Genomic DNA, 16,733 nt, shown 5'->3' with positions numbered 1-16,733 from the left:
AGCGACTGCAGGATCTGGATCCCGACCTTGACCTCTTCCACCGGCGGCGCGGACAACGACACACGGATCGTGTCACCGATGCCCTGCCGCAGCAGCGCGCCGAACGCGACCGCCGACTTGATGGTGCCCTGGAACGCCGGACCGGCCTCGGTCACACCCAGGTGCAGCGGATAGTCACACTGCTCGGCCAGCAGCTCGTAGGCGCGCACCATCACGACCGGGTCGTTGTGCTTGACCGAGATCTTGATGTCGTGGAAGTCGTGCTCGGCGAACAGCGACGCCTCCCACATGGCCGACTCCGCCAGCGCCTCCGGCGTCGCCTTGCCGTACTTCTCCAGCAGCCGCTTGTCCAGCGACCCGGCGTTGACGCCGATGCGGATCGGGGTGCCGTGGTCCTTGGCGGCCTTGGCGATCTCCTTGACCTGGTCGTCGAACTTGCGGATGTTGCCCGGGTTCACCCGGACCGCCGCGCAGCCCGCCTCGATCGCCGCGAACACGTACTTCGGCTGGAAGTGGATGTCCGCGATCACCGGGATCTGTGACTTCTTCGCGATCGCCGACAGTGCCTCCGCGTCGTCCGCCGACGGGCACGCGACGCGCACAATGTCACATCCGGCCGCCGTCAGCTCCGCGATCTGCTGCAGGGTCGCGTTCACGTCGGAGGTCAGCGTGGTCGTCATCGACTGCACCGAAATCGGGTGCTCACTGCCCACGCCGACAGAGCCCACCTGCAGCTGGCGGGTCTTACGTCGATCGGACAGGACAGGAGGAGGCAGGGCCGGCATTCCCAGTGCGACAGTCACCCTGTCAGGGTACCTACCGCAGGTGGAGTGGGTTCACGATGTCAGCCGTTACGGTGAGTAGCGTGACTGCTGCTCCCAAGAAGACGAGCACCATCGTGACCGCGGAAAGCTTCGTGTAATCGACCGGTCCACCGGCCACCTTCCCGCGGGTCTTGCGGAGCAGGTCGCGCACGCGCTCGTACCAGGTCACCGCGATGTGCCCGCCGTCGAGCGGCAGCAGCGGGAGCAGGTTGAACACGCCGATGAAGAAGTTCAGCGTCGCCAGCAGGTAGACGAAGACCTCCCACAGCCCCTGATCCACGGCCTCGCCGCCGATGATGCTCGCGCCGACCACGCTGACCGGGGTGTTCGGGTCACGCTCGCCGCCGAAGATGGCGTTCCACACGGCCGGGATGCGCGACGGGAACTCGATCAGCCGCTGGAAGGTCTGGTCGAACATCACACCGGTGTGATGGATCGCACCACCGACACCGTCGACCAGGCCGTACTTGAGCGGCGGCGGGACCGTGCTCGAGCGCGAGGCGCCGATCATGCCGAACTCCTTGACGGAGCCGTCGGACTGGAGCCGCGAGATCTTGGGCACGGTGATCGTCAGGTTGACCGGCTGGCCATTCCGCTGGACCACGAAGGCGGTGGGACCCGAGGCCACCTGGATGGCCTTGACGGCCTCCTCCCAGGTCTTGACCGGCTTCCCGTTGACGGAGTCGATCCGGTCGCCCGCCAGCATGCCGCCCGCGGCGGCGGGCGCGACGTCCCCGGGCTGGCAAACCAGTTCCTTCGCCTGCGCCTCGACCTCGGCCTTGGTGGTCGCCGAGCGCACGCACGGCGAGATGCTGGAGATGGTCGCGTCCGGGTTCTTCAGCGCCTCCGCCTTCTCGATGTCCGGCAGGCCCATGGTGACGCCCATGATGTAGAGCACGAGGAAGCCCAGGATGAAGTGCGCGGCCGAGCCTGCCGAGAGGACCACGGTCCGCTTCCAGGTCGGGAACCGCCACATGGCGCGCTTGGACTCTTCGGGGGTGACCTCGTCGAGCGCGGTCATGCCCGCGATGTCGCAGAAGCCGCCGAGCGGGATCCACTTGAGGCCGTACTCGGTCTCCCCGCGGCGGAACGAGAACACCGTCGGCCCGAAGCCGATGAAGTAGCGGCGCACCTTCATGCCGAAGGCCTTCGCCGTCAGCATGTGGCCCGCTTCGTGCAGTGCGACCGAGACGCAGATACCCAGCGCGAAAAGGATCGCACCCAAGACGATGACCACGCGCTACTTCCTCCCAGACATCGCTTCGGCAGCGCGGGCCCGCGCCCACTGCTCCGCCGCGAGTACATCGTCCACGTCGCGCGGTTCGCGACGCCATTCATCGGCGGCTGCCACCACCTGGGAAACAGTGTCCACTATCGACGTGAAGCTGGTGTTCTGCGCGAGGAAGGCGTCGACCATCACCTCGTTCGCCGCGTTGTAGACCGCGGGCAGGCAGCCACCGGCGCTGACCGCGTGCCGCGCCAGGTCGACGGCGGGGAAGGCGACGTTGTCGAGCGGCTCGAACGTCCACGCGGTCGCCCGGTCCCAGGTGCAGGCGGGCGCCGCGCCCGCGACCCGGTCCGGCCAGTTCATCGCCAGCGCGATCGGCAGGCGCATGTCCGGCGGGCTGGCCTGCGCCAGCGTCGAGCCGTCGACGAAGGTCACCATCGAGTGAATGACCGACTGCGGGTGCACGACCACGTCGATGCGCTCGGCCTCGATGCCGAACAGCAGTGTCGCCTCGATCAGCTCCAGGCCCTTGTTCATCAGCGTGGCCGAGTTGATGGTCACGACCGGGCCCATGGACCAGGTCGGGTGCTTGAGCGCGCCCTCCAGCGTCACGTCGGCGAGCTCGGCGCGGGTGCGGCCGTGGAACGGGCCGCCGGACGCGGTCAGCACCAGCCGGTCGACCTCCTCCGCGCGCCCGCCGCGCAGCGCCTGCGCCATCGCCGAGTGCTCGGAGTCGACCGGCACGAGCTGGCCGGGCTTGGCGCGGGAGAGCACCAGCGGGCCACCCGCGACCAGGGATTCCTTGTTGGCCAGCGCCAGCGTCGAGCCGGTGGCCAGCGCGCGCAGCGTCGGCTCGAGGCCCTGCGAGCCCGGCATGCCGTTGAGCACGACGTCCACCGGGACCGAGTCGATGAGCTCCAGCACGGCGCCGGGACCGGCGAGGATGCGCGGGATGCGGAAGTCGCCCTGCGCGTAGCCCCGGCGCTGGGCCTCGGCGTACAGCGCGAGCTGCAGGTCTTCGGCGGCCGTGGCCTTGATCACGGCGACGGCCTCGACCTGGTGCGCGAGCGCTTGCGCGGCCAGCGCGGCCGGGTCGGAGCCGCCGGCGGCGATGCCCGCGATCCGGAAGAGGTCCGGGTTGCGGGCGGCGACGTCGAGCGCCTGGGTACCGATCGAACCGGTCGAGCCGAGCACGAGCACACTGCGCGAAGTAGTCATCGTGACCGATTGTCTCGCGGGGCCTTCGACGGCCGTGCGCGAGGTGTGGAAAGATTCGCCGCGTCAGCAAGCACAGCGCGGGCAAGGAGAGATCGTGGCGAGCAAGGCGGTCGAGAAGCGGGCTTCGAACCAGGTGGACCCGCGTGACGAGCCGTCGGCCGAATGGGGCTGGCACGGGTCGTTCCCGCTGGCCACCCGCATCGCCGGCTGGGCTAGCGCGGTGATCCTGCTGATCATGCTGCACGGCAACCACAAGGGCGCGACCGAGGACCTCTGGCTGGTCGGCCTGAGCCTGTTCCTCGTGCTCATGCTGGTGCTGGACATCCGCAGGCAGCGCACCGCGTGGCGTAAGTAAAGCCCAGCCAACGGGGCTCCCCGGCAAACTTCAAACCCCCACCCACCTGTCAACGGGCGTCACCTAATAGAGTGACGGCTTCTCAAGGGTGGGTTTTTGGGGGTTTTCGGCATGCTCACGTACGACGCGTATCTCGCCACGCGCCGCTTCCCGGCTTTGGACGGCCTGCGCGCGGTGGCCGCGGTGCTTGTCGTCGTCTTCCACTACGGCGGCGAGAACTGGGTACGGGCCAACGGCTGGATCGGCGTGCACATGTTCTTCGTGCTCTCCGGCTACCTGATCACCACCCTCGCGCTGCGCGAAGAGGCCCGCAACGGCCGTGTCTCGCTCGCCGACTTCTACATCCGGCGGGTCTTCCGGATCATGCCGGTGTACTACGCGGTGCTGCTGATCGTGGTGCTGCTCACCTACCTGCGCGGTGAGTACCCGACCAGCGGGCTTTCCGGCGCGCTCCCCTACTTCCTGACCTTCACGAACGAGTACCACGTCATCGGTGTCTTCGGGCAGGCGTGGACGCTGGGCGTGGAGCAGAAGTTCTACCTGGTGTGGCCGCTGCTGGCGTTCGGCATCGCGGCGCTGGGCTTCGCCAAGCGGTTCTCGCTCGGCCTGGCGCTGGTCGCCACCATGTTCGCGCTGATCCCGGTGATGCCCTACGCGGGCGCATACGCCAACCTGCTGATCGGCTGCGTGCTGGCGGTCGCGCTGCACCACCGCAAGACGTTCGCCGTGCTGCGCGTGTTCAGCCACCCGGTGGCGGGTGTGGTGATGGTCGCGCTGATCGCGGTGCTGCAGATGTCCATGCTGGACATCGAGGCGTTCTTCGGCGACGGCGGCCGGATCGGCGGCACCACCTACGCGCTACTGGTCGCGCTGCTGGTGCCCGCGCTGATCAACCGGGGCCCGGTGAGCTGGGTGCTGTCGCTGGCGCCGATGCGCTTCATCGGCGAGCGTTCCTACTCGCTCTACCTGCTGCAGGGTGTGGCGGGCATCGCGGTCGCGGCGACGATCCCGCAGTTCTCCGCGCACCGCACGCTGACCGCGGTGGCGGTCACCCTGGTCAGCCTGGCGATGGCCGACATGCTCTACCGCTGGGTCGAGCAGCCGATGATCGGGGTCGGGCGCAGGATCGTCGCCCGCCGCCACGCGAAGATCGCCGCGCGGCGCGAGTCCGTCGAAGATCCCGCACCCGCGCTCGCGTCCGCTTCTTCCTGACGCTCAGAGCTCGCCGGCGACCCCGGCCAGTTCCTCGCCCACCGTCTCGGGGTTGTCCACCACGGCCTGGGGTTTGCCGGTGAGCAGTGACGCGATGGCGCCGAGCACGCACACCCCGATCGCGAACACGAAGGCGACCGTCAGGCCAGCGGAGAACGGGCCCGAGATGAGGTTCGGGAAGAACCCGCGTCCGGTGAGGAAACTCGCCTGCTCCGGCGGAAGCTGCGTCAGCTGCGGGCCCAGCAGCTGCTGGATCGGGTTGTAGCCGAGGAAAGCCGCGAACAGCACGGCCACCGCGGGCAGGTGCGCGAGCTGCTCGGCGGACCCGGCGGGCACGCCGTGCGCCATCAGGCCCTGGCTCATCGTCGAGGGCAGGTCGCGGGACAGGCCCGCGATGATGAGGCTGAAGAAGAAGCCGATCGACAGCACCATGGCCGAGTTCTGGAAGGTCGTCATCATCCCGGCGCCGGAGCCGCGGGCGTCGGCGGGCAGCGAGTTCATCACCTCGGCGCGGTTCGGGGACGAGAACATGCCCATGCCGATGCCGTTGAGGAGCAGGATCCCCGCGAACGCCCAGTAGTCGAAGTCGACCGGCAGCACGATCAGCAGCGCGAAGGTCACCGCGGTGATCGCCAACCCACCGGAAGAGAGCAGACGGCCGCCGACGCGGTCGGAGAGCATGCCGCTGGCCGGTGCGGAGACGAGGAAGCCGACCGTCATCGGGAGCATGTAGATACCGGCCCACAACGGCGTCTGCTCGAAGGTGTAGCCGTGCTGCGGGAGCCAGATGCCCTGCAGCCAGATGATCAGGATGAACTGCAGCCCGCCGCGGCCGAGCGACGCGCAGAGGTTCGCCACGTTGCCCCACGTGAAGGCCTTGATGCGGAACAGCGAGAGGTTGAACAGCGGGTTGTCGACGCGCGTCTCGATCACCACGAACGCGACCAGCACCGCGGCGCCGCCGATCAGGCAGGACAGGACGAACGGGCTGCCCCAGCCGGTCGGCGCGGTGCCGTAGGGCTGGATGCCGTATGTGATGCCGACCAGGACCGCGACCAGGCCGACGGCGAAGGTGATGTTGCCCCACCAGTCCATCCGCGCGTGCTTGCGGATGCCGGTGTCGTGCAGTTTCAGGTACGCCCAGATCGTGCCGACGACGCCGAACGGGACCGAGACCAGGAAGATCAGGTTCCAGTTGATCGGCGCGAGCACGCCGCCGACGACCAGGCCGAGGAACGAGCCCGCGATGGCCGCGACACCGTTGATGCCGAGCGCGAGGCCACGCTGGTTGGCCGGGAACGCGTCGGTGAGGATCGCCGAGGAGTTGGCCATCAGGAACGCGCCGCCGACACCCTGCACGATGCGCCAGCCGATCAGCCACAGCGCGGCCGCGTCGCCGTCGAACCAGGTGATCGCCAGCATCACCGAGGAGACGGTGAACACCGCGAAGCCCATGTTGTACATCCGCGCGCGGCCGTACATGTCGCCGAGCCTGCCGAAGCTGACGACCAGCACGGCGGTCACCACCAGGAAGCCCATGATCATCCACAGCAGGTAGCCCGTGTTCGCGGGCTCGAGCGGGTTGATGCCGATGCCCTTGAAGATGTCCGGCAGCGCGATGAGCACGATCGAGGAGTTGATCGTCGCGATCAGCATGCCCAGCGTGGTGTTCGACAGGGCTATCCACTTGTAGCGGGGACCGAGATCCGTCATGTTTAGCAATGCTAAGCAATATGCTTGCATATGGCAATCAAGCCGGGGTTTTCCAGGCGAGAGAACGGTCACAGCGTTTTGGAGTCCTTTGTGGACTCTTTAACTTGACTTGATCCGCTATCGTCGCGTCCCATGAAGCGCTGGGTACTCGCCACCGTCCTCGCACTGTCCGCCACCGCGCTGGCCACCACGCCCGCCACCGCCGCACCGGCGAAACCACTGGTCGTGCACTGCGAGTTCACGCCGACGCCGGAGAACCCGGCCGCCCGTCCGGTGCTGCGGCCGCTGCCGTTCGCGCTGACCAGGGGCACGGCCGACATCACCTTCCGCACGAACTACGGCCCGGTGACCATCGAGCTGAACCGGGCCGGCGCGGCGCCGTGCGCGGTGCACAACATGCTCAGCCTGGTGCTGCAGCGTTTCTACAACCACACCGAATGCTTCCGGCTGACCAACTCCAGCAGGCTCGGCGTGCTGCAGTGCGGTGACCTCTACCGTCAGGAAGAGGGCGGCCCCGGCTACAAGTTCGCCGACGAGGTCAGCGGCCAGGAGACCTACCCGCGCGGCACCATCGCGATGGGCAACCAGGGCCCCGGCACCAATGGCAGCGAGTTCTTCATCGTGCACTCCTTCGCCAACATCCCGGCGAACTACTCGGTGATGGGCAAGGTCGTGCGCGGCATGGACGTGCTGGACCGCATCGTCGCCGCGGGGATCATCCCGGTGTCCGGGCCGCAGGACGGGCTGCCCGCCAAACCGGTCAAGATCGAGCGCGTCACCTTCGGCTAGAGCACGTTTTTAGGCCGTTCGAGCGAACCACGCCACCTCGTGAGCCAGGACACAGTCGCGGACGTGTCTTGGAGTGGAGGTGGTCATGGTGCGTCTCGACGAACTGCTCGCCGCAGAAGACGACGCGGAAGAACACCAGGAACTCTCACCACACGAACGCGTCACCTGCCGGTTGCACCGGCGCTGGGCCCATCAATGCATCGCGTCGCCGTCGCATGTCATCGCGGTGACCGGGCATCGCTGGTGCCGAGGCTGCGGCTGCGCGGTCGGGGTGGCGGTGGACGAGTTCGCGCGGTCGGTCGCGCTGACCTGCCCGCGCTGCCGCCGTGCCCCGGACACGGTCGCCAGCAGGCAGATCATCCACGCCTGCCGGACCAGCATGGGCCTGGCGCGGCTGTCCACTGTGGAGAGTGGGGGCCCGGCATGGACGAGCTGACCCGCTGGACCGGCCAGGCGCCCGCCGCGGTGCGCGACCTGCTCGCGGCCGTCGACGCGCCGGTGGCGTTCGAGCGCACGCAGGTGCTCGCGACGCTGACCGGTGCGGGCGTGCCGTTGAGCAGGCCGGTCAAACTACTCGGGAAACTACGGCACTCGCTGGATTCCGGCGAACCCGGCCAGATCGCGCTCGCGTTGAGCGTGCTGGCCCGGTTCGGCACCTGGGCCTCGGCGAGCCCGCTACTGCCACTGCGGACGGGCACTTCGGTACTGGCGGACGCGCGCGTGCTGGAAGCGTTGGCACTGCACACTTCCGGCGAGACCGAGCAACGGCGCGAGGCCGTCGTCCACCTCGCCGAGTCGCTGATCGAGCGCCAAAGCCCGGACGGCGCCTGGGAAAACTCGCACGAGACGACGGCGGCCTGCGCGGTCGCGCTGGCGCGGCTGTCCCGGCGCTGCTACCCGATCCGCGTGACGGCCGGCCTGCGGCGCACCGTGGACCACCTACTGAAGACGCAGTGCGCGGACGGTTCCTGGGGCACCGGCGAGGACACCGCGCACGCCATCCAGATCCTGCTCCGCTGCGGCCCGGTCGGCATCGACGAGCGCATGCTCGAAGCGCTATGCCACGGCTGCGCTTTCCTGCTACGGCCGGACGATTGCCCGGTCGCGGCCCTCCGTGCCGTGCGCGTCGGCGCACTGCACGCGGCGGCAGGCGCGCCCACCGTGCGCGCCAGGTTCAGGCACTTCGTGCCCTCACGCGCGCACGATCGCGTCGACCAGCTCGTCCCCGTCGAGTAGCACCGCGGGCAGCCTTTCACGCGGCGCCGGCCACGAGCAGCACGCCGAGCGTGACCATGGTGGCGGCGACGAGACCGTCGAGCACCCGCCAGGACGACGCGCGGCTGAAGAACCCGCTCAGCAGCCGCGCGCCGAAGCCGAGCGCGACGAACCAGCACAGGCTCGCCAGCATCGCGCCGAGCGCGAACACCCAGCGCAGGTCGCCCCGGCCTGCGGCGACCGCGCCGAGCAGGAGCACCGTGTCGAGGTACACGTGCGGGTTGAGCCAGGTCATCGCCAGGCAGCTGAGCACGGCGCGTCGCAGCGACCCGGTGGCCGAGCCATCGGCCTGCATCGCCGACGGCCGCAAGGCCCGCCGTGCGGCCAGAAAGCCATAGCAGAGCAGGAATCCGCCCCCGACCAGACCGACGATCATCAGCGCGGCCTGCGAGGTACCGACGACCGCGCCGACCCCGGCGACGCCGAGCGCGATCAGCACGGCGTCCGAGATCGCGCAGATCGCCACGACCGCGGGCACGGCGTCGCGGCGCAAGCCTTGCCGCAGCACGAACGCGTTCTGCGCGCCGATGGCGACGATCAGCGAAAGCCCGGTGCCGAACCCGGCGGCCAGCGCGAGCAGGAGTTCTCCCATACGGGCGACACTAGGAATCCGGCTGTCAACAGTACAGCTAAATATTCTTACGTATCATTAGCGCTCGTGATGCCGGACTTACCGCTGGACCAGGTACGCACCCTGCTCGCCGTCGTGGACGAGGGCACCTTCGACGCGGCCGCGGCCGCGCTGCACGTCACCCCGTCCGCGATCAGCCAGCGGGTGAAGGCGCTCGAACAACGCACCGGCCGGGTGCTGCTCATGCGCACGAAACCGGTCCGGCTGACCGAGTCGGGGCAGGTCGTCGTCCGCTTCGCCCGCCAGCTGGCCAGGCTGGAGCGTGACGCGGGCGCCGAACTCGGGCTGAGCGGCAGCGGCGAGCCGGTCCGCCTGCCGATCGCGGTCAACGCCGACTCGCTCTCCACGTGGTTTCTCGCCGCGCTCGCCCGCGTGCCGGAGGAGCTGCGGATCTCCTTCGAGCTGCACCGCGAGGACCAGGATCACACCACGACGCTGCTCAAGGAGGGCGCGGTGCTGGCGGCGGTCACGTCGTCGCCTGACCCGGTCACCGGCTGTTCGGTGCGCAGGCTCGGCCACGTCCGGTACCTGCCGGTGGCGAGCCCCGGCTTCGCCGCCCGGTACCTGCCCGGCTGGCCGTCGACCCCGCTGCGGCGGCTGCTCGCCGAGGCGCCGGTGGTCATCTTCGACCGCCGCGACGATCTGCAGGACCGCTTCACGCGCGCGCTCACGCGCGGAGCCGCGAGCGCGCGCAGGCATTACGTGCCCGCGTCCGAGCCCTTCGTCGAGGCGATCGTCATGGGCATGGGCTGGGGCATGGTTCCCCGCGCGCAAGCGGATCCGTTGCTGCGCAAGGGTTCGCTCGTCGAACTCGCGCCGGAGCGGCCGATCACGATCCCGTTGTTCTGGCAGCAGTGGAAGCTCGACTCCCCCGCGCTGGCCGCCGTCGCCGAAGCGGTGGCCGCCGAGGCACGGGCAGCGCTCGACTGAAAATCTCGTTCAATCGTCATCCCCGCCTCCGTAACGACCGCGGGCGAGCGCAGCGACTAGCTAGATCACAGTAGCTCGCGCGGAGAGGAAATGACGATGCCGAGACCGTCTCTGCTGTCCACATCAGACCGCCGGAAATCGGCGCTGTCAGCGCTTTTCGCACTGATCGCGTTGCTCGTCGCCCCGGCTTACGCCGTCGCGCAACCGAATACGGGCGCCGAACAGGTCAACGCCGCCGCTGAGGCGAGCACCGTCCAGCTCGCGATCAAGTGGGAAGGCTTCGTCAACTACCACACCGACAACGGCTACGTCTGGACCGAGAAGTCCGTGGTGGCGGTCGCGAGCTGCAGTGGCTTCTTCGTGAGCACGACCGGGCAGCTGGTGACCGCCGGGCACTGCGTGCAGCCGGATCTCGGCCGGGAGAACATCCTGCGCGTGTTCCTCAACCAGCAGGTCAAGGAAGGAAAGATCTCCAGCAGCACGGCGAACGGCCTGTGGAGTGACGCCAACGCCAACTGGAAGGTCGAAGGCACCAGCCAGGGCTCGCCCCCGGTCCGCACGGTCTACATCGGCCAGCCGAAGGGCGTCACCGGCGCGGTCATCACCGAACCGCTCGTCGCGCAGGTGCAGGACATCAAGCCGTTCCGCGACGGCGACACGGCTCTGCTCAAGGTCGAAACGCCCACCCCGACGCCCGCGATGCCCGTCGCGGCGGCCGACCCGAAGACCGGCGCGGCGGTGACCTCGATCGGCTTCCCCGCCTCGGTCGGCGACTCCGTCGCACCGGGCAAGGTCAGGGCTAGCTTCAAGACCGGGACCGTCAGCAGCCAGCAGATCACCGACACCGGCGTCGCGGTCACCGAGATCAACGCGGACATCAGCGAGGGCATGTCCGGCGGACCGACGGTCGACGCGCAGGGCAACGTGCTCGGCGTCAACTCCTACAAGCTCAACGGCGAGCAGCAGAACTTCAACTTCGTGACAGACACCTCGGACCTGAAGACCTGGCTGACCGGCCGGAGTGTCGCGCTGCTGCCCGAAAAGGCCGCCGCGCCGAACCCCGTCCCTGGCCAGAGCGCGCCGGTCAGCGCGCCCGCCGCTTCGAGCGGAGTCCCGGCCTACGTCTGGATCGTCGCCGCGGTGGCACTCCTGATCGTGGCCGTCGGCGTCTTGATCCTGCTGCTGCGCCGGAAACGCCCGGCACCGCAGCAGCAGTTCACGACGCCTTACGCGGCACCGAACGGCTACGGGCCGACCTGTCAGTCCTGCGGTGTGCCGGGCGCGCCCGGCGCGAGCTTCTGCGGGAACTGCGGGACACCGCTGGCGTCCCAGCAGCAGCGTCTTTAGGCGCCCGCGAAGACGTCATAGGTGCGCTGGTCGAACAGCACGAAACGCACGGTCATGATGTCCGGCGTTGCCTCGAGGAAGTCGGCCACGGTGGTCAGCGCGATCGCCGCGGCCGACTCGACCGGCCACCGGTAGATCCCGGTCGAGATCGCCGGGAACGCGACGCTTCGCGCACCCAGCCCGGCCGCCACGCGCAGGGAGTTGCGGTGGCAGTCGGCCAGCAGTTCCGAACGGTCCTCTGTGGACGACCAGACCGGTCCGACCGTGTGCACGACCCATTTCGCGGGCAGGTTCCCCGCCGTGGTCGCCACGGCCTGACCGGTCTTGAGCCCGCGACCGTAGTGACCGGCGCGGAGGTCACGGCACGCGGCGAGGATCTCCGGGCCGCCCTTGCGATGAATGGCGCCGTCGACGCCGCCACCGCCGAGCAGCGACGAGTTCGCGGCGTTGACCACGACATCGACGTCCTGCTCGGTGATGTCGCCGAGAACGAATTCCATGTCCCGCATTGTTCAGCCGCGTCACCCAGCTGTCCACGTCATTTGCGGAGCGAGGCCACCTCGAGCACCGCGTTCACAAAGGCCCTCGGGCGTTCCTGCGGCAGGTTGTGACCGGCGCCGGGCACCTGGTGGTGCACCCGCGGCCCGGCGAAGAACTTCGCGGTCGCGGTGCCGTCGGTCGCCGGGACGCTGCCGTCGGCGATCCCGTCGAGGGTGACGGCGGGCATGGTGATCTTCGGCTGCTTGGCGAGCTGGGCCTCGAGCGCGTCATAGCGGGGGTCGCCCGGCTCGGTGAGCAGACGGTGGCGGTAGACGTGCAGGACGATGTCGACGTAGTCCGGGTTGTCGAAAAGCGCGGCGGCGGCTTCGAAATCGGCGTCGGTGAACCTCCACAGTGGAGAGTTCTTGGTCCAGACGACGCGGGCGAGGTCGCGGGTGTTGGCGGTCAGCCCGGCGCGGCCGCGCTCGGTGAGGAAGTAGAAGTAGTACCAGTGCGCGGCCTCGGTCGCGGCCGGGTCCGGCATCTGCGCGAGCGCGAGGTTCTGCACGAGGTAGTTGTTCACCGAGACCAGCCCGAGGCACCGCTCCGGCCACAGCGCAGCGGCGACGTTGAGCGCCCGGCCGCCCCAGTCGTAACCGCCGAAGATCGCCTGTTTGACGCCGAGCGCGTCCAGGAACGCGATCATGTCCGACCCCAGCGCGGCCTGCTGCCCCGAGCGGAACGTGCTCGCGGACAGGAACCGCGTGGTGCCATGCCCGCGCAGGTACGGGACCAGCACCCGGTAACCCCGGCGCGCCAGCTCGGGAGCGACCTCGGCGTAGGCCTGCGGGCTGTAGGGCCAGCCGTGGCCGAGCAGCACGGCTTCGCCGTTCGCGGGGCCGACCTCGTGATAGCCCATGTCCAGCACGTCGGTCTTGATCTGCCGGATCGGCCCGAGCCCCCGAGCCGGCCGCGCGTCCCCCGTCACCGGCGCCGCCGCTGCCGCCGCCACGGACGGGAGCCCTGCCACCGAAGCGACCGCACCCGCGCCGACGATCCTGCCGAACGTGCGCCTGCTGAGCATTTCCGTCTCCTTATTCGTAACCGTTCTGAACGGTTACGACTCTTGCATGGTGGATCTTCACCTGTCAAGGTGCCTTCATGGAAGATTTCCCCCGACTGCGCCAGACGGTCCTGGACTGCGCCGACCCGCGGGAACTCGCGGAGTTCTACCGGCGCCTGCTCGGCCTCCACTACCGTCCGGGCGACGAGCCGCCCGCGGCGCGCGACTGGCTGGTGCTGCGCAATCCGCACGGCGGCCCGCAGCTGGCGTTTCAGCAGGTCGACGCCTTGCCTGCGGCTACATGGCCGGACGGGCCCGTCCCTCAGCAGCTGCATCTGGACATGACGGTGTCGTCCAAGGCGGACCTCGACGCCCAGCACGAGCGCGCACTGGCGCTTGGCGCGCGGCTGCTGCGCGACCGCAGCGACGACGCGGACGAACCTCTCCGGGTCTACGCCGACCCGGCAGGCCACCCCTTCTGCATTTTCGTGGCCTGATTTGGGAGGGTCGTGAGTGTTTAGACCGGTTATTGCGCAGAAAGCCAAAACGTGGCGCGTCCAGGTGGCTGGGTGAGGGCCTCCCTCACTTACCTGCGCGGGCCGGAGGTAGTGAGCGAGGGGATCCCCTGCTGCGTTCGATGCAGCGGGGGATCCCCTCGCTCCAGCCTGAAAAGCTTGCGCGAGTGGTACCTCTGCTCCGTTAGATGCAGCAGAGGTACCACTCGCGCGGGCACAGTCCCCTGATCCGAGCTTGATCACGCAGCGAGGGGACCCCCGGGTGCTTACTACGCACTCAAGGGCACCCTCGCTCCACTCCGCGACCACCTCGAACTCGACCAAGGAAATCCACACCGGCCAGCCCCGGAACACGCCATATTCGGGCTTCCCCCCAATAGAAACCGGCCGGAACACTCACGACCCCTTCACCTGAGCACTTGCCCGCCGGCTCGGCCTGCGTCCGCCGCGACCGGCCAACTCGCCTCCACGGGGCTGACGGTGTCGACTCAGGCTCGCCGACTGCCCGGCCACGCTTTCCATCCGAACGCCGGAGTGACCGAGGCCGAGCCAACGAACGGTGTGGCTACTTGCCTTCGGCGAGGGTGTGCGCGACGACCGCGTTGGCGTGCCCGTGTCCCATGCCGTGTTCGGTCTTGAGCCAGGTCACCAGCTCCATGTGCTTGGTCAGCGGCGAGGAGCGGACCAGGTCCTGCCACTCCTCGATCGGGCGGCCGTACTTCTTCTCGATCGACGGGAAATAGCTGGCGGGGCCTTTCACGGACTCAGTCATGGCCGGAGTCTGCCACCGGCCGCCGCAGCCAAGATCGACTCGGGGGCCAACGCACGGCGGGCCCGCGCGTCTTGTTGGTTGTAGACGCATTCCGGCTTCAGGAGGAGATTTCATGACCGGCCCACAGCTGTCCCGTCGTTCGCTGATCCTGGCGGGACTGGGCACCGTGCTCGCCGGTTGCGCTTCGAACCCCGGCCAACCACCCGAGCCCCAGCAGCCCAAGCCACCGTCACCGGACGTCGCCGCGGCCGAGAAAGCGCTGGCCGCGCTCGAAACCGAGTGGAAGGGGCGCCTCGGCGTCTACGCGCTCGACACCGCCACCGGCGCGGCGATCGGGCACCGCGCCGATGAGCGGTTCCTCATGTGCTCCACGCACAAGGCGCTGGTCGCGGCCGCGATCCTCAAGCTCCGCACCGACCGACCCGGCTTGCTGGACAAGGTGATCCGCTACGACAAGTCGCAGCTGCAGAAGCACGCGCCGACCACGTCGCAGCATGTCGCCGAGGGCATGACCGTCTCGGCACTGTGCGAAGCCGCTGTGACCGTCAGCGACAACACCGCGGACAACCTGCTGTTCGCCGAACTCGGCGGGCCGCAGGCCGCGACGGCGTTCGTCCGCACGCTGGGCGACCAGGTGACCCGCATGGACCGGATCGAGCCCGACCTCAACGTCGGCGGCGACGAGCGCGACACCTCCACGCCCGCCCAGCTGGCCGCGGATCTGCGCGCGCTGGTGCTCGGCGACGCGCTCGACCCGGCCGGGCGGGACCTGCTGGCCGGGTGGCTCAAGGCGAACACCACCGGCGGCAAGCAGATCCGGGCCGGGGTGCCGTCGGGCTGGGTGGTCGGGGACAAGACCGGGTCCGGCTTCGAAGGCGAGATCAACGACATCGCGGTCGTGTGGCCACCGGGGCGCGCGCCGCTGGTGATCACCGTGTTCACCGCGCCCGCCGACCCGAAGTCCACCGCGGGCGCGGAGACCGTCGCCAAGGCCGCCACGATCGTCGCGAAGGCGCTCGTCCCGGCCCAGTGAGCCATCCGCCGATAAGGTCGCGGGTGGCAAGCACGCAGCACAAGTCTGGAGCGCCTCGCATGGCCACGACCCAAGAGCCGGAGCTCAACAGCGGGCTACTTCCCGGCAATGTGCGCGCGGACGACTGGGTGATGTTCCTGCTGTCCGTGGTCTCGGTCGGCCTGCTGGGTTTCGTGCTGCTCAGCCCGCCGGGGCGCGACGCGGCACAGTGGATCTTCTACGTCGACAGCGGCATCTGCGCGGTGTTCCTGCTCGAATTCCTGTGGCGCTGGCGCAAGCGCCGCTGGTCGAAACGGTTCCTCTTCCGCAACTGGTACGAGCTGTTCGCGATGGTCCCGTTCACGCACCCGGCACTGGCGGCGCATCATTTCCTCGCCACGCTCCTGCTGCTCGTCCGCGTCGGCCGGGCGGCGGACCGGGTGGTCGGCGAGCAGTTCACCTACCGGCTGGTGGACAAGATGTCCGAGCCGATCGTGCGCGCGATCAAGAAACCGATCACCATCGCCGTGCTCGACGAGGTGGTCAAGGTGCTCGAAACCGGTAACTATCCGGAAAATCTGGCCAAATCGCTCAACGAGCACAAAACCGAGCTGCAGGCGATCATCGCCGAGAAGGTCACCCAGGACCCGCAGCTCGGCAAGCTCAAGCGCATCCCGTTCCACGGCGAGATCGTGCACTCCGTCGTGGACACCTCGTTCCGCGTCGTGCTCGAGGTGCTGCTCGATCCGCGCATCGACGACTTCTTCTCGTCGGTCGTGCGGGAAAACCGCGAGCAGATCCGGCGGGCGGTCGAACTCGGCCTCAACGAAGAGGGCGCCGAGGACATCCAGCACCAGCTGCGTGCCCGCACCGAACGCCTGGCCGCGAACGAGTTCGACCAGCAGCACCGTCGCTAGTCGGCGGGTCCCCGCAGCGTCAGCACCACCCGGAGCACGTGCTCGACGGCGGCGGGGAACAACGCCCCGCGCAGCTCGTCGCGCGTGGCGAGGTTGCGGGACGCGAACTCCGTCACGAGATCCTGGCCAGCCCGCCGCAGGAACAGCGCGGCGACCTCGTCCATCTCGAGCCCGGGATTGTCCAGCCGGGTCAACGCGAACCCGACGAGGATCTCCTCGTCCGTCATGCCTCTCTCACGCCTTCAAGCGTAGCGACCGGACGGGCGAAAGCGGTAACGCCGCGACCGCCGTCCGCGATTCCCTGACAACGGCCTGGGGAGGACCGGACGATGCATACTCACGCGCGCGGATCGGCAGTGGCGTTCGGGTTCAATTCCTTCCGAATGGCGCCGGCACGAATTCGGTCATCGCGTTTTCGCGAATCAGTCCTGTGCTCTTTTTCACATCGTGAT

At 68.8% G+C, this 16,733-nt stretch carries 19 protein-coding genes; 10 read left to right on the top strand and 9 right to left on the bottom strand.

Translation table 11 applies throughout. The annotated features are described in order from the left end of the window. The 3 genes from ispG to dxr form a co-directional block, all read right to left on the bottom strand. Positions 1-803: flavodoxin-dependent (E)-4-hydroxy-3-methylbut-2-enyl-diphosphate synthase (ispG, locus tag BLV57_RS36590; RefSeq protein ID WP_176968967.1), on the bottom strand; the 803-nt coding region annotated here is incomplete at its 3' end. A gap of 13 nt (positions 804-816) precedes the next feature. Beyond that, entirely contained in the window at positions 817-2,061 is a 1,245-nt protein-coding gene (locus BLV57_RS36585; protein WP_091297522.1) for a M50 family metallopeptidase, read from the bottom strand. A gap of 3 nt (positions 2,062-2,064) precedes the next feature. Then, positions 2,065-3,270 (bottom strand): 1-deoxy-D-xylulose-5-phosphate reductoisomerase, encoded by a 1,206-nt coding sequence (gene dxr / locus BLV57_RS36580; RefSeq protein ID WP_091297520.1) that lies wholly within the window; start codon positions 3,268-3,270, stop codon positions 2,065-2,067. Positions 3,271-3,364: 94 nt separating this feature from the next. Between dxr and BLV57_RS36575 the strand changes: the two genes are divergently transcribed. Both BLV57_RS36575 and BLV57_RS36570 read left to right on the top strand, forming a co-directional pair. After that, positions 3,365-3,625 carry a DUF2631 domain-containing protein gene (locus BLV57_RS36575; protein WP_091297517.1) on the top strand — a complete coding sequence of 87 codons (261 nt, stop codon included), beginning with the start codon at positions 3,365-3,367 and terminating at the stop codon, positions 3,623-3,625. A gap of 111 nt (positions 3,626-3,736) precedes the next feature. Further along, the gene (locus BLV57_RS36570) at positions 3,737-4,837 is read left to right on the top strand and encodes an acyltransferase family protein (RefSeq protein ID WP_091297514.1); all 1,101 of its coding nucleotides are present in this window, start codon (positions 3,737-3,739) and stop codon (positions 4,835-4,837) included. A gap of 3 nt (positions 4,838-4,840) precedes the next feature. Here BLV57_RS36570 and BLV57_RS36565 read toward each other — a convergent pair whose 3' ends face one another. Then, positions 4,841-6,550, bottom strand: a complete 1,710-nt coding sequence (locus tag BLV57_RS36565; protein WP_091297511.1) for an MFS transporter — start codon at positions 6,548-6,550, stop codon at positions 4,841-4,843. Positions 6,551-6,682: 132 nt separating this feature from the next. Between BLV57_RS36565 and BLV57_RS36560 the strand changes: the two genes are divergently transcribed. The 3 genes from BLV57_RS36560 (at position 6,683) to BLV57_RS36550 (ending at position 8,575) form a co-directional block, all read left to right on the top strand. Next, on the top strand, positions 6,683-7,339 hold the full coding sequence (locus BLV57_RS36560; protein WP_091297508.1) for a peptidylprolyl isomerase: 657 nt from the start codon (positions 6,683-6,685) through the stop codon (positions 7,337-7,339). 85 nt (positions 7,340-7,424) lie between these two features. Then, the gene (locus BLV57_RS36555) at positions 7,425-7,775 is read left to right on the top strand and encodes a hypothetical protein (RefSeq protein WP_091297600.1); all 351 of its coding nucleotides are present in this window, start codon (positions 7,425-7,427) and stop codon (positions 7,773-7,775) included. After that, positions 7,763-8,575, top strand: coding sequence for a prenyltransferase/squalene oxidase repeat-containing protein (locus BLV57_RS36550; RefSeq protein ID WP_091297506.1), 813 nt, complete (start codon positions 7,763-7,765; stop codon positions 8,573-8,575). Before BLV57_RS36555 ends, BLV57_RS36550 begins: the two co-directional genes overlap by 13 nt. 16 nt (positions 8,576-8,591) lie before the next feature. On the opposite strand, the gene BLV57_RS36545 is transcribed toward BLV57_RS36550, so the two are convergent. Then, positions 8,592-9,206: a LysE/ArgO family amino acid transporter gene (locus BLV57_RS36545; protein ID WP_091297504.1), complete on the bottom strand. Its 615-nt coding sequence runs from the start codon at positions 9,204-9,206 to the stop codon at positions 8,592-8,594. Between the two features lie 69 nt (positions 9,207-9,275). Between BLV57_RS36545 and BLV57_RS36540 the strand changes: the two genes are divergently transcribed. Together BLV57_RS36540 and BLV57_RS36535 are read left to right on the top strand one after the other, a co-directional pair. Beyond that, the gene (locus BLV57_RS36540) at positions 9,276-10,175 is read left to right on the top strand and encodes a LysR family transcriptional regulator ArgP (protein WP_218134956.1); all 900 of its coding nucleotides are present in this window, start codon (positions 9,276-9,278) and stop codon (positions 10,173-10,175) included. Between the two features lie 96 nt (positions 10,176-10,271). After that, positions 10,272-11,522, top strand: a complete 1,251-nt coding sequence (locus tag BLV57_RS36535; RefSeq protein ID WP_176968965.1) for a trypsin-like peptidase domain-containing protein — start codon at positions 10,272-10,274, stop codon at positions 11,520-11,522. On the opposite strand, the gene BLV57_RS36530 is transcribed toward BLV57_RS36535, so the two are convergent. Both BLV57_RS36530 and BLV57_RS36525 read right to left on the bottom strand, forming a co-directional pair. Next, complete coding sequence (locus tag BLV57_RS36530; RefSeq protein ID WP_176968964.1) at positions 11,519-12,031, bottom strand: O-acetyl-ADP-ribose deacetylase; 513 nt, start codon at positions 12,029-12,031, stop codon at positions 11,519-11,521. The two genes, BLV57_RS36535 and BLV57_RS36530, sit on opposite strands and share 4 nt — an antisense overlap. Positions 12,032-12,060: 29 nt before the next feature. Next, positions 12,061-13,086, bottom strand: a complete 1,026-nt coding sequence (locus BLV57_RS36525; protein WP_091297496.1) for an alpha/beta fold hydrolase — start codon at positions 13,084-13,086, stop codon at positions 12,061-12,063. Between the two features lie 77 nt (positions 13,087-13,163). Here BLV57_RS36525 and BLV57_RS36520 point away from each other — a divergent pair, with 77 nt between their 5' ends. Beyond that, positions 13,164-13,562 carry a VOC family protein gene (locus tag BLV57_RS36520; RefSeq protein WP_091297493.1) on the top strand — a complete coding sequence of 133 codons (399 nt, stop codon included), beginning with the start codon at positions 13,164-13,166 and terminating at the stop codon, positions 13,560-13,562. 583 nt (positions 13,563-14,145) lie between these two features. On the opposite strand, the gene BLV57_RS36515 is transcribed toward BLV57_RS36520, so the two are convergent. After that, positions 14,146-14,352, bottom strand: a complete 207-nt coding sequence (locus tag BLV57_RS36515) for a DUF4287 domain-containing protein (protein ID WP_091297491.1) — start codon at positions 14,350-14,352, stop codon at positions 14,146-14,148. 112 nt (positions 14,353-14,464) lie between these two features. Here BLV57_RS36515 and bla point away from each other — a divergent pair, with 112 nt between their 5' ends. Next, a complete protein-coding gene (bla, locus tag BLV57_RS36510; protein ID WP_091297488.1) occupies positions 14,465-15,385 on the top strand; it encodes a class A beta-lactamase in 921 nt (306 codons plus the stop codon). A gap of 59 nt (positions 15,386-15,444) precedes the next feature. Further along, positions 15,445-16,281: a hypothetical protein gene (locus BLV57_RS36505; protein ID WP_091297486.1), complete on the top strand. Its 837-nt coding sequence runs from the start codon at positions 15,445-15,447 to the stop codon at positions 16,279-16,281. Here the strand turns inward: BLV57_RS36505 and BLV57_RS36500 are convergent. Next, positions 16,278-16,508, bottom strand: coding sequence for a hypothetical protein (locus BLV57_RS36500; protein ID WP_091297483.1), 231 nt, complete (start codon positions 16,506-16,508; stop codon positions 16,278-16,280). The genes BLV57_RS36505 and BLV57_RS36500 overlap by 4 nt on opposite strands. Positions 16,509-16,733 lie beyond the last annotated feature (225 nt).

This window comes from Amycolatopsis xylanica (assembly GCF_900107045.1).
Taxonomy (GTDB): Bacteria; Actinomycetota; Actinomycetes; order Mycobacteriales; family Pseudonocardiaceae; genus Amycolatopsis; species Amycolatopsis xylanica.
The sequence above is the reverse complement of the archived record's forward strand: the minus strand, read 5'-3'. Positions and strand labels throughout refer to the sequence as shown.

Coding starts and splice junctions, on each gene's coding strand:
- dxr (WP_091297520.1), bottom strand. CDS start 3,270: ATGACTACTTCGCGCAGTGTGCTCGTGCTCGGCTCGACCGGTTCGATC.
- BLV57_RS36570 (WP_091297514.1), top strand. CDS start 3,737: ATGCTCACGTACGACGCGTATCTCGCCACGCGCCGCTTCCCGGCTTTG.
- BLV57_RS36565 (WP_091297511.1), bottom strand. CDS start 6,550: ATGACGGATCTCGGTCCCCGCTACAAGTGGATAGCCCTGTCGAACACC.
- BLV57_RS36560 (WP_091297508.1), top strand. CDS start 6,683: ATGAAGCGCTGGGTACTCGCCACCGTCCTCGCACTGTCCGCCACCGCG.
- BLV57_RS36555 (WP_091297600.1), top strand. CDS start 7,425: ATGGTGCGTCTCGACGAACTGCTCGCCGCAGAAGACGACGCGGAAGAA.
- BLV57_RS36550 (WP_091297506.1), top strand. CDS start 7,763: ATGGACGAGCTGACCCGCTGGACCGGCCAGGCGCCCGCCGCGGTGCGC.
- BLV57_RS36545 (WP_091297504.1), bottom strand. CDS start 9,206: ATGGGAGAACTCCTGCTCGCGCTGGCCGCCGGGTTCGGCACCGGGCTT.
- BLV57_RS36540 (WP_218134956.1), top strand. CDS start 9,276: ATGCCGGACTTACCGCTGGACCAGGTACGCACCCTGCTCGCCGTCGTG.
- BLV57_RS36535 (WP_176968965.1), top strand. CDS start 10,272: ATGCCGAGACCGTCTCTGCTGTCCACATCAGACCGCCGGAAATCGGCG.
- BLV57_RS36530 (WP_176968964.1), bottom strand. CDS start 12,031: ATGCGGGACATGGAATTCGTTCTCGGCGACATCACCGAGCAGGACGTC.
- BLV57_RS36525 (WP_091297496.1), bottom strand. CDS start 13,086: ATGCTCAGCAGGCGCACGTTCGGCAGGATCGTCGGCGCGGGTGCGGTC.
- BLV57_RS36520 (WP_091297493.1), top strand. CDS start 13,164: ATGGAAGATTTCCCCCGACTGCGCCAGACGGTCCTGGACTGCGCCGAC.
- BLV57_RS36515 (WP_091297491.1), bottom strand. CDS start 14,352: ATGACTGAGTCCGTGAAAGGCCCCGCCAGCTATTTCCCGTCGATCGAG.
- bla (WP_091297488.1), top strand. CDS start 14,465: ATGACCGGCCCACAGCTGTCCCGTCGTTCGCTGATCCTGGCGGGACTG.
- BLV57_RS36505 (WP_091297486.1), top strand. CDS start 15,445: ATGGCCACGACCCAAGAGCCGGAGCTCAACAGCGGGCTACTTCCCGGC.
- BLV57_RS36500 (WP_091297483.1), bottom strand. CDS start 16,508: ATGACGGACGAGGAGATCCTCGTCGGGTTCGCGTTGACCCGGCTGGAC.